This is a genomic window from Chryseobacterium sp. 27AL (assembly GCF_057815395.1).
On record NZ_JBYRIW010000002.1, the window covers coordinates 299,119 to 311,069 of the forward strand.

10 protein-coding genes are annotated in these 11,951 nt (G+C 35.2%); 5 read left to right on the forward strand and 5 right to left on the reverse strand.

From position 1 onward, the window contains the following. The first annotated feature begins 136 nt into the window (after positions 1–136). Positions 137–1,327 carry an ADP-forming succinate--CoA ligase subunit beta gene (sucC, locus tag AC3WV0_RS06895; RefSeq protein WP_089998212.1) on the forward strand — a complete coding sequence of 397 codons (1,191 nt, stop codon included), beginning with the start codon at positions 137–139 and terminating at the stop codon, positions 1,325–1,327. Positions 1,328–1,390: 63 nt separating this feature from the next. Here sucC and AC3WV0_RS06900 read toward each other — a convergent pair whose 3' ends face one another. Further along, positions 1,391–2,269, reverse strand: a complete 879-nt coding sequence (locus AC3WV0_RS06900) for a mechanosensitive ion channel family protein (RefSeq protein ID WP_488845151.1) — start codon at positions 2,267–2,269, stop codon at positions 1,391–1,393. A 94-nt stretch (positions 2,270–2,363) separates the two neighbouring features. Here AC3WV0_RS06900 and AC3WV0_RS06905 point away from each other — a divergent pair, with 94 nt between their 5' ends. Beyond that, positions 2,364–2,999 carry a peroxiredoxin gene (locus AC3WV0_RS06905; RefSeq protein WP_488845153.1) on the forward strand — a complete coding sequence of 212 codons (636 nt, stop codon included), beginning with the start codon at positions 2,364–2,366 and terminating at the stop codon, positions 2,997–2,999. A 108-nt stretch (positions 3,000–3,107) separates the two neighbouring features. Here the strand turns inward: AC3WV0_RS06905 and AC3WV0_RS06910 are convergent, their stop codons facing one another. The 3 genes from AC3WV0_RS06910 to AC3WV0_RS06920 form a co-directional block, all read right to left on the reverse strand. Next, entirely contained in the window at positions 3,108–3,701 is a 594-nt protein-coding gene (locus tag AC3WV0_RS06910) for a hypothetical protein (RefSeq protein WP_488845155.1), read from the reverse strand. Positions 3,702–3,857: 156 nt separating this feature from the next. After that, complete coding sequence (locus tag AC3WV0_RS06915) at positions 3,858–4,373, reverse strand: hypothetical protein (RefSeq protein WP_488845156.1); 516 nt, start codon at positions 4,371–4,373, stop codon at positions 3,858–3,860. 84 nt (positions 4,374–4,457) lie between these two features. Beyond that, positions 4,458–6,749, reverse strand: a complete 2,292-nt coding sequence (locus AC3WV0_RS06920; RefSeq protein WP_488845158.1) for a TonB-dependent siderophore receptor — start codon at positions 6,747–6,749, stop codon at positions 4,458–4,460. A gap of 176 nt (positions 6,750–6,925) precedes the next feature. Here AC3WV0_RS06920 and AC3WV0_RS06925 point away from each other — a divergent pair, with 176 nt between their 5' ends. Continuing rightward, complete coding sequence (locus tag AC3WV0_RS06925; protein WP_488845160.1) at positions 6,926–7,981, forward strand: Gfo/Idh/MocA family oxidoreductase; 1,056 nt, start codon at positions 6,926–6,928, stop codon at positions 7,979–7,981. Positions 7,982–8,065: 84 nt separating this feature from the next. Here the strand turns inward: AC3WV0_RS06925 and AC3WV0_RS06930 are convergent, their stop codons facing one another. After that, positions 8,066–9,967: an ABC-F family ATP-binding cassette domain-containing protein gene (locus AC3WV0_RS06930; RefSeq protein ID WP_488845162.1), complete on the reverse strand. Its 1,902-nt coding sequence runs from the start codon at positions 9,965–9,967 to the stop codon at positions 8,066–8,068. 265 nt (positions 9,968–10,232) lie between these two features. On the opposite strand from AC3WV0_RS06930, the gene AC3WV0_RS06935 reads away from it, so the two are divergent. Both AC3WV0_RS06935 and AC3WV0_RS06940 read left to right on the forward strand, forming a co-directional pair. Further along, a complete protein-coding gene (locus AC3WV0_RS06935; protein ID WP_488845164.1) occupies positions 10,233–10,748 on the forward strand; it encodes a DUF1761 domain-containing protein in 516 nt (171 codons plus the stop codon). 43 nt (positions 10,749–10,791) lie between these two features. Next, complete coding sequence (locus tag AC3WV0_RS06940; protein ID WP_488845166.1) at positions 10,792–11,922, forward strand: 8-amino-7-oxononanoate synthase; 1,131 nt, start codon at positions 10,792–10,794, stop codon at positions 11,920–11,922. Positions 11,923–11,951 lie beyond the last annotated feature (29 nt).

Here is an 11,951-nt window from a genome sequence, read left to right on the forward strand (position 1 = left end):
CTTGATTTTATATTTTATTAAACTGACAAAAAGCATCTTTACCGGCGATGCTTTGTTTAAAATAAACGTTGATATTTCATCTGTTTTTATTAAATTTGTCAACCTTTAAATTTTAAAATAAAATAATAAAAATAATATGAATCTTCACGAGTATCAATCAAAAGAGATTTTATCAAAGTATGGAGTAGCTATCCAACGTGGTTTCGTTGCAAACAACGTAGATGAAGCTGTAGCTGCTGCTGAAAAGCTGACTGCTGAAACCGGAGCTCAGGGATGGGTTGTAAAAGCACAGATCCACGCAGGAGGTCGTGGTAAAGGTGGTGGTGTAAAGTTCTCTCCAAACATGGATAAGCTTAAAGAAAACGCTCAGAATATCATCGGAATGCAGTTGGTAACACCACAAACTTCTGCTGAAGGTAAAAAAGTAAATTCTGTTTTGGTTGCAGAAGATGTATATTATCCGGGAGAATCTGAAACTAAAGAATTTTACGTTTCTATTCTTTTAGACAGAGCTGAAGGTAAAAATACAGTGGTTTATTCTACTGAAGGAGGAATGGATATCGAGCACGTTGCTGAAGTGACTCCTCATTTGATCCACAAAGAAATTATTGATCCTGCTTTAGGTCTTCAGGGATTCCAGGCGAGAAAAATTGCTTTCAACCTTGGTCTTGAAGGAAATGCATTCAAAGAATTTGTAAAATTCATCACCGCTTTATATAATGCTTATACAGGAATCGATGCTTCTCTTTTTGAGATCAACCCTGTACTAAAAACTTCTGACAACAAAATTATCGCAGTAGATGCTAAAGTAACATTGGATGACAACTCATTGTTCCGTCACAAAGATTTAGCAGAATTAAGAGATACAAGAGAAGAAGATCCAATGGATGTTGAAGCTGGTGAAGCTGGTCTTAACTTCGTAAAATTAGACGGTAACGTAGCTTGTATGGTAAACGGAGCGGGTCTTGCAATGGCTACGATGGATATCATCAAGTTATCTGGTGGTAATCCTGCCAACTTCCTTGACGTGGGTGGTACTGCCGATGCTCAGAGAGTACAGACAGCTTTCGGAATTATCTTAAGAGATCCGAATGTAAAAGCAATCCTGATCAATATCTTTGGAGGTATCGTAAGATGCGACAGAGTTGCTCAGGGAGTTGTAGATGCTTACAAAGCAATGGGAAGTCTTCCTGTTCCTTTGATCGTAAGACTACAAGGTACAAATGCTGTTGAAGCTAAGCAGTTAATTGATGATTCAGGTCTTCCTGTACATTCTGCAATTACTCTTGAAGAGGCTGCAAACAAAGTAAAAGAAGTTTTAGCTTAATACTTTAATTAAAATAATAAAAACCGTTGCCTGAGATTTCTGAAGGCAACGGTTTTTTTGTGATTATACTTTATCCGTATTGAGATTTTCACCTCCGGTAATATTGATGCTCGTTGGCGTTACGAGTTGTATGCCTTCTGAATCGAGCCGCTTTTTGATTTCAAAATAAGCGATGCTTTTCAGTAGCATCATATCTGCGCCTACAGCCATTGGGAATTTTACCTGAAGATTAAAAATACCCTGCTTAAGATCAGTAAGCATAGCTGTTGCAGTCTCCGGACGGTCAACATTATCCAGTTTTTGTACAACTTCAAGAACGGCCTGTTGTGCTTTTGCTACATCCTGATCTGCAGGAATTTCAAAATTTAAATATATTTTTCTCTGCGGAGATGCTGTAAAATTATAAAATGGTGAATTGAAAATTACCTGATTGGGAATGTATACTTTTTTTCCATCATCGCCGATTACTTTTGTGGTTAAAAAACCAATCTCAGATACAGTCCCTGAATTATTCCCGATCGTAACATAATCTCCCACTTTAAAAGCTTTATCAATGCCGATCAGTAATCCGGAAAAAATACTGGATACAAGATCTTTCAAGGCAACCCCGGCAATGACTCCGGCAACTCCTAAACTTCCGATAAATTTCCATAAGAAGCCACTGAATCCCATGATTTCAAGGGCAATAAAAGTTCCCATCAGCATGATCAGGAATCTGAAAACACCTATAAGCGTTACCAGAGAACTTTCTTTTTTACTTTTTGGAAAAAGTTTATGAAATATTTTAACAGAAAACTGACTTAAATATTTACTGGTGAGAAGAAAGAAAGAAAATACAATGATCCCGACAATAAGTTTAGGGGTAATTTCAGCAAATTTCACATACCAGTTTTCAAGAACATTATAAACAACATCAACATAGCTTAAACCATTTTTCAGCATAATAAATTTTTAAATAATTATACATTTTTTCAACAAAAATTTTGCCAGTTTCAAAAACTCTACTAAATTTGTAGACTAATAAGAACAAAATATTATGTCAATTAAACTAGGAGATACAGCACCAGACTTTCAGGCGGAAACGTCTTTGGGAGATATTAACTTTTACGAATTTCTAGGAGATTCCTGGGGGATACTTTTTTCTCATCCTGCAGATTATACACCAGTTTGTACAACCGAATTGGGATTTACTTCAAAACTGAAATCTGAATTTGATAAAAGAGGAACCAAGGTAATTGCTTTAAGTGTAGACGGAGTGGAAGATCATCAAAACTGGATTAAAGATATTAACGAAACCCAGGATACAGATGTGCAGTTTCCTATCATTGCGGATAAAGACCGTAAAATTTCTGAATTGTACGATTTTATACACCCGAATGCCTCAGCAACGGCTACGGTACGTTCTTTATTGATTATTGATCCGCAGAAAAAAGTAAGATTAATTATTACTTATCCCGCTTCAACTGGAAGAAACTTTAACGAAATTCTAAGAGTGCTCGATTCTCTCCAGTTAGTTGAAAATTATAAAATAGCAACTCCGGTGAACTGGCAGGATGGTGATGATGTTATCGTTCCTCCAACGGTTTCTACAGAAGAAGCCAGAAAGCTATTCCCAAAAGGCGTAACAGAAATAAAGCCATATCTGAGATATACGCCACAACCTAATACATGATTTATTTGATTTTTTATAGTTTAGTTTTAATTTGTAAGAAAATCGCCCCGGAAATTTTCCGGGGCGATTTCGATTTTTACGTGTATATAATGTGTGTGAAATGATTTCTTATTGTCTAACATCATTAGCCACCTGTCTGGCTTTTGAAGTTGGAATATAGATACTGAAACCTACGTTGAACGTAATATTTGAGTTTAATCCTTCGTTACCGAAACCGGCTCTTCCTCTGTATTTTACCAAACCTTCAAGACCAATATTTGGTGTAATGAAATAAGAATATCCAGGACCAACTCCGAAATCCAACCCTGTGGTAGAATCTGCGTTTTCAACGGATCTTCCGCCAATTCCTACATTTCCTTCAAGGAACCAACGTCCATGATTCAATAAATTGTCAACTCCTTGTTCTCCCGGTGAAAGATAATAACGTCCTAATGCACCTACTCCATAAGTAAATTCTGTCGGGCTACCATTGGTTACTTTATTGAATCCTAAATCAACATAACCTCCCAATGCAACATTATCTTCAATAAAATATGCTCCTTTAGGCTGAATCGCTATATTGTAACCTCCGCCAGTGTTTAAACCAAAGTTACTGGATATTAAACTACTACCTACCAGCCAGTTTCCTTTTTGGATTTGAGCATTCATAGTTGTAGCTAAACCTGCCACTGCTAGTATTCCTGATAAAATTAGCTTTTTCATAATTTATTATTTAATATTTGATGTTTATCATTTGTGCTATCTCAAAAAACAATAAATGTGCCAACTAATCAATGTTTGGTGAATTCGATAGCAATATATAGAGTCGCTAATGCTTTAAAGTCTGGATTCCAGTATTTAATGAAAATGATATTTTTATCAAATCAACAATAATAATATCGATATGATAAGTCCTGCTACAGTAAATGCTATTCCTCGCTTGAAAGCTTTTGTTTTAGGGTTAAACATCCAGAAACTCGAGATAACAAAAAAGAATAGTGAAATACCGAAAAAAGTGTTTAAGGGTGATAATGTATCTTTTGATTGTGCTTTGTGAAGCTTTGTCATTTTATCTAAAACAAAAGGAAGTTCCTTTTTTGAGTATTTTGCCTCACCAGTAGCAGAATTATAAGTTCCCTGCTTAAATTTCAAGATAGTGCCTTCCGTTTCTTTAACTTCAAAGTTTTTTATTTTTAATTCTTTGCCTAATGCTTTTTCGTCAAGATTTTTGTCTATGATTTTGTCATATTTCATTTCTTTCTTCAAAAAATCGGTATCTCTGTATACCAGCAAAACGCCGCTTATTGCATAAATCGCCATGATTCCCGCCAGAAAATATCCAAGGTAGCGGTGGGTAATTCTCATAAAACTTCTTGTGTTCTTAATCTTATCCATATTTTAGTATTGTTTTAAAGTTTAAAAGTGGAAACTGCAAAAATGCAATTCCCACTTTCTATGAAAAAATTTATTATTTGTTTTTTAAAGCTTGTAAGTTAATGTGAAATAGTAGTTTCTTGGAGTGATCGGGTTTACAGAATAATTCTCATGAACATTGTAGTTCACCACATCAAACAAATTTCCCACTCTGCCCTGGATCATGAATTTTTTCCATTCGTAGCCTACAGATAATGAGACCGTTGTATAGTCTTTCAGATCAAACATTCTGCTCACATTGCCTCTGCTTGTATTGGTAGATTTTGTATCATTCCATCCTGCGATCCTGTCGCCAATATAGTAAATCCCGGCTCCGACTTTTAGCCCTTTCACATAGTTTGTGAATTTGTAGAAAATTGAAGCATTGGCGGTAGTGGCAGGAGTCCTTACTAATCTTTGATCTTCAACATAACCTTTTTCGGGAGTATTTACATAAACAGAATTATTGTAAGAGAAACCTCCGATAATTGATATATTATCTGTTGGGTTTCCTGTAATATCCAATTCAACCCCACGGCTTCTCATATCTCCTGCAAATTCTTTAAGATTCGTGTCCGTTGAATTTACTGGTGCCGCATTCGGTGTAGATGCAGGAATGAACCAATACGTTTGATAATAATTGTTATACATGATCTGGTAAGCTGTTAGATTAACCGCTAAAGCATTATTCCAGAAATTCTTTTTAACACCAATTTCGTACTGATCAACTGTTGACGGTTTCATACTTTGCTTTGGTAAATTGGCTAATTCAATTTGGATTTGTGATGCTAATTGATTGGTATTCACTGTACCAAATTGATCGGAGGTATATCCTGAATTTGAAGCAAACGAGTTGGTATACGTTGCAAATACAGAGAGATTTTCATTCGGCGCATAAACCAAACCTACCTTTGGAGAAAATGCATTGTCTGAAATTGAAGAATTTGCGACTTCAAATTTTTCATTTGATGCAAAACGAGTCGTAAGTGTCGGCATATTTTCTATATATGACCATCTTATTCCGGCAATTACTTTTATTTGTTTTGTTAAACTGATGAAATCCTGTGCATATATACCAATTCTTCTTGTATTGATTCTATTTTTTGTACTAAGAGTAGAACCTGGCATATCAATGCTTCCCCAGGTTGATGGATCATCAAGATACAGGAGATTTGTGGGTGCGCTTACTGTATAAGCATAAGAATCTGCCTGGTTATAATCTGCATCAGAACCAATCAAAACCTTATGGCTGATTTTCCCGGTATTGAATTCCCCATTGATGTTTATCTGCGCAGAGGTGTAATTCTGCTCATTATAGGTTTTTCCAAATGGTCTTTTCCATGACAATCTGTTGGGGTCTACTGTTACATCTTTAGTATCATATATCCACTGTACTCTTTCGGAAGAAAAATAATCTTTTGTGTAATTCTGATACGAAGCAGTAGCATTTAATGACCATCTTTCATTGAACTGATGATTGAAAGTAACATTGGTGGAAGCCTGCTGTACATTCTGATATTGCCAGTCTGTTCCAAAGAAAACATTTCTGGAAACAGCATCGTTTAATCTATAGCTTTGATCTTTTTCTGTAATAGATCCGATTCCAAAATCCGGAGTAAAATCATTTTTAAGATAATCAGCCTCTACAATTAATTGAGATTTATCACTTAAATTAAATAAAAATGAAGGATTAAAATAATATTTTTCGGATTGTACAACATCTCGGAAGCTCTCAGCATATTCGTAAGTTCCGTTTACCCTAAATGCTATATTTTTTGATAGCGGACCATAAACGTCAACCATTGGTTTGTAAGAGTTCCAGCTTCCCGCATTCATTCCTACAGTTCCTCCAAAGTTGAATTTTGGTTTTTTCGTAATCATATTGATGACACCACCTGCTGCAGTATTTCCATAAAGCATGGCATTGGCACCTTTTAAAACTTCAACCCTTTCCAAACCACTTACTTCAGGAAAAACTCCACTGTTAACTCTCGACCCGTTCTTAAAAATATTATCATTTCCTAAGATAAAACCACGTCCTCCAAAACTATCCTGAGAATTTCCTCTTGATGAAGTCAGATAAATTCCGTTTACATTCTGAAGAACATCGCTCAACTGCTTTGCCTGCTGCTGCTCAATAATTTCATGGGTGACAATGGCAATCGGTTGAGGGGTCTCCATCATCGTCAGGTTTGATTTGGTCGATAATGGCCTTGCTTTATTGGGATTTCCCGTTTTATGAAGATTAACGTCTTCGATCGTCTGGATCTTAACGGTATCAGCTTCTGTATTTTTCATTTGTGCACCTAAGGATATGGCTGTGAATAATAATCCTAAGGTTACTAGCTGTTTTTTCATGATAGCTTAAGTTATTTAGAGTGGTTTTAAATAAGTGCAAAAGTATATTATTATTTAGAATTAATAAAAATTAAAATGTGATATTTATCATCTTTAAATTTTAAAAAAATATATTGATCTGTATTTTTGGTGAAAAGATTGCAGGTTTATAGATAAATTTGTTAAAAATTAAGATTATGCAATTGGTAAAAACAGGACTTTGTGCATTCGGGATGAGTGGAAAAATATTTCATGCACCATTTTTAAAAGAACATCCGGGATTTTTTTTGTCTGCAGTTGTTGAAAGAAGTAAAGAAGACTCTAAAGAAAAATACCCCGATGCAACCATCTATCGTTCAGTAGAAGAAATGCTGAATCATGCAGATATTGAATTGGTTGTTGTAAATACTCCTGTTCAGACTCATTTTGAATATACTAAAATGGCTCTTGAGGCAGGAAAAAATGTGATCGTAGAAAAGCCATTTACAGTAAATGTTTCCGAGGCGGAAGAACTGGTGCGACTGGCGGAAGAGAAAGGTTTGTTTTTAAGTGTTTATCAGAACAGAAGATTCGACCGGGATTATCTTCAGGTTCAAAAGATCATTAACGAAGGCAAATTGGGAGCTATCAAAGAGGTTGAAATCCGTTTTGACAGATTCAGGACAGAACCTAGCGGAAAAGCTCATAAAGAAAATCCTGATGCTACAGGTTCCGGATCATTGCATGATTTAGGATCTCATCTTATCGATCAGGCAACACAATATTTTGGTCTGCCGGAGAAATTGTTTGCAGATGTTTTTTCAATGAAGGGAAGAGAATTCTCCAATGATTATTTTGAGCTCATTTTATTTTATCAAAATGATTTAAGAGTACGATTGAAATCTTCTGTATTTACAAAAGAAGCGCATTATGCGTACGCTGTTCATGGAGAAAAGGGAAGTTTTTTACAGGAAAGAACAGATAATCAGGAAAATGAATTGGCAGCAGGAGCAATTCCTGAATATGGTAAGGATTGGACACGGCCATTAAAAGAAACCGACGGTATCCTGAATTATTTAAATGAAAATAAGGAAACCGAAAGAATCCTTACTTGCAGTGAGCCCGGAAACTATATGAATTATTATCAGCAGATTTATGAATTTATCGTTTTCGGATATGCATTGCCTTCGCCAGCCGGAGAAATTATCAGGAATATGGAAATTATCGACGCCGCTGTGGAAAGTTCCAACGAGGGAAGAGTGGTGTATTTGTAAGAGAGTCTTAGTGTATAGGGTGTGAGGGTTTTAGCATAAAGTGTTTACTCCAACGAACTCTAAGACTCTCAACTTCCAACTCAATTAACTCTCTCCTAAAATCTCCTGTAGTTCAAGCCATCTCATTTCTTGGTTTTCCAGTTTTTCTGAGATATTTTCCAGCTCTGCAGATAGCTTTGAGATTTTTTCATAATCACTTTCGTTATTCAGTTGATCAAGAATTTTTGCCCGCTGCTCTTCCAGTTCGGGCATTTCTTTTTCAATGGTTTCAAGCTCTCTTTGTTCCTTGAAAGAAAGTCTTTTCTTTTTCGCTGGGATTTGTGTGTTTACAGTTGGTGTAATATCTTCTTTCGGATTCTCAGTTTTTACTGAAGCTGATTTTCCCAAAGCATCTTCTTTACTTTTTGCTTCACGATATTCGGAGAAATTGCCAACAAAATCCCTGATCTTTCCATCGCCTTCAAAAGCGAGTGTGTGATCAATAATTCTGTCCATGAAATATCGGTCGTGCGAAACAATAATAAGAGATCCCTGAAATTGCTGCAAAAAGTTTTCAAGAACCGTAAGAGTTGGGAGATCCAGATCATTGGTAGGTTCATCAAAAATCAGAAAATTCGGATTTTGATATAAGATATACATCAGGTGTAATCTTCTTTTTTCACCACCCGAAAGTTTTGAAATAGGAGAGTACTGGGTCTGGTCATCAAATAAAAATAACCTTAAAAACTGTGATGCAGAAAGACTTTTCCCATTTGCTAACGGATAATATTCCGCAACTTCTTTAATGAAATCAATAACTCTTTCATCTTCTTTATAAGTAAGGCCTTTTTGTGAAAAATAACCGAAATGAATGGTTTCTCCGGTTTCAATTTCTCCTTTATCCGCTTTTTCAAATCCCTGAATAATGTTCAGTAAAGTAGATTTTCCGGCTCCGTTTTTTCCTACAATTCCTACTTTTTCACCACGTTGAAATTGATAGCTGAAATCTTTCAGCAGAACTTTATTTCCGAAACTTTTATCGATGTGTTTAAGTTCAAGAATTTTATTTCCAAGCCTTTTCATCTCAAAATCAAGTTCAAGACCTTGTTTTCTGGTGTCAGTTTTAGCAACTTTCTCTGTCTCGTAAAAGGCATCAATTCTCGATTTTGATTTGGTCGTTCTGGCTTTTGGCTGGCGGCGCATCCATTCGAGTTCTTTTCGGTAAAGGTTGTTTGCTTTGTCTATCGTGGCGTTTAAATTGTCTTCGCGGATCATTTTATTTTCAAGATAAGTCGCGTAAGAACCATTGTGAACATACAGGTTTTTATCTTCCATTTCCCAGATGATATCGCAGACACTGTCTAGGAAATATCGGTCGTGGGTGACCAGCAGAAGTGTAATTTTTGCTTTGTTTAAATAATTCTCAAGCCATTCTACCATTTCTACATCAAGGTGGTTGGTGGGCTCATCCATAATCAGTAAGGTATGGCGGTGTTCGGCTCTTGTTTCCGTTAAAAGTTTGGCCAAAGCAACACGTTTAATCTGTCCTCCGGAAAGCGTTCCCATTTTAGCATCAAGATCAGTGATTTTAAGCTGAGAAAGAATCTGCTTCATTTCATTTTCCAGATCCCATGCTTTATGAGCCTCCATTCCGGCTAAAGCCTTTTCAATAAAATCACTATCAGTAGAATGCAGTGATTTATGATAATCTTTTAAAGCTTTAATGGGTGCAGAATCCAGGGTCATCATAAATTCGTCTATGCTGAGATTGGGATCGAAATCAATCTCCTGATCAAATAAAACAACCTGGATATCTTTATTAATAATAACGGTTCCGCTGTCTGCAATTTCTTTTCCCATTAAAATTTTGAGCAGGGTAGACTTTCCGCTTCCGTTTTTGGCAACAATGGCAATTTTATCACCTTCGTTTACATGAAAAGAAATATTTTCAAATAAAACTTTTATGCCGTAGGATTTTGTAAGATTTTCTGCAGAAACGTAATTCATGATGATTTAATACTTAGATTGAAACTTATCAGGCCGCAAAAGTACGAAATTGTAATAATACATTTTCCTGGTTGACAAATAACCTATTAACTGAAATGTATATTTAATTTTTATAAATAAAACATTATTGTTTTTGAATTATTAATCATTTAGTAGTGTAATATTTGATATAATGTAATTTATTTTAGATTTTTTTTGTGATTAATGTATTTGTTTTAGATTTTTTATTAATTTCACTTTCTTAATCTTAAAAAAATTTATAACTATGATGCAAATTAACTTTTGGGCTGTCTTACTGGCTGCTTTTGTTCCCCTTATTACAGGATTTTTATGGTACCATCCGAAACTTTTCGGAACAATCTGGATGCATGAGGCTGGTTTATCTAAAGATAAAATGAAAGGACAAATGATTGGTATTTTTATCTTTTCTATGATTTTATCCGTATTGATGGCATTCTTTCTTCAATTTGTTTCCATCCATCAGTTCGGAGCGCTGGGAATGATTGGAGGAGATGAAATGAATGCCAATCAGTCGTATTATGATTTTATGAAAGACTATGGCAAGGCTTACCGGTCATTTGGGCATGGGGCATTTCATTCTTTCATGACAGGGTTTATGTTTGTTTTTCCTATTGTTGCTATTAATGCTATGTTTGAAAGAAAGTCATGGAAGTACACGATGATCACTGCGGGATACTGGACGGTCACTATTACCATAATGGGCGGGATCGTCTGCGGGTGGTATGTGGCTGATGGTTTTCATTGGGCCACCCCAAAATAAATTGTAAGGATTAAAAGATAAGGCTACTTTTGTAGCCTTTTATATGTCATATTATTTAAAAATATACAGATCTGCTTCTGATTTACCGGAAAGTTGGGAATTGGTAGTTGGGAGAAATAATATTTTGCTTTCCGTAGAATATTTTCGTGCCCTTCAGAATTCCTTACCTTCAAATATGAAGTGCTTTATTGTTGGTTTTTTTAATGAAGACGGGCTTATCGGTGGTGCTGTGTTTCAATATCTTGATTTCATAAGCTATAAAAGAGCTGAGGAAAACAAGATAACATTATTTATCAAAAATTTATTTGCAAGAATCTTTTTAAAAGATACGATGATTCTTGGTAACAATATGCTTACCGGGCAAAACGGATTCTATTTTGACCTTTCGAAAATCTCTTCAGAACATATTATTATGCTTTTGGACAAAGCGGTTCAAAAAATGCAGAATGAGATCAGAAAAACATCTTTAGTGGTTTGTAAAGATTATCAGCAGGGATTTGCAGAGCATTTTAAAAGAAATCAAAATGGGAAATATTTCAGGTTTTCTGTTCAGCCCGATATGAAATTAGAAATAAAGGAACACTGGAAAACATTTGATGATTATGTGAATGACTTTTCTAAAAAATACAGGGCGCGCGTTAGAACCGCAAAAAAGAAGCTTAACGGTATTGAAAAGGTTGAATTGAGCCTGGATTTAATAAAGAAATACCAGCTGGAAATGAATGCTCTTTATCAGCATGTTGTAGAAAATGCAACTTTCAATACTTTTTTTCTTGCTGAAAATCATTTTGAAAAAATGAAGGAAAATTTAGAAGAGAAATTTAAAGTTTTCGGATATTTTTCAGAGATGAGGCTTATCGGATTTTATACCTTAATTTTAAATAATAATGATGTTAATACTTATTTTTTAGGATATGATAAAAACTGTCAGAAAGAAAAACAGGTTTACCTAAACATGCTATTGGATATGGTAGAGTTTGGGATTAATCATCGGTTTAAAACAATTATTTTCGGGAGGACAGCATTAGAAATAAAATCCACCATCGGAGCAGAGCCTACTGAAATTTATGTTTTAATGAAACATCACAGTTTAATAATAAATAAATATATAGGTGAAATTTTCAATTCATTTGCCCCAAAAACAGAGTGGATTCAGAGAAAACCGTTTAAATGATCTAAATGACCCTGGGTAAGTTCGGTGAG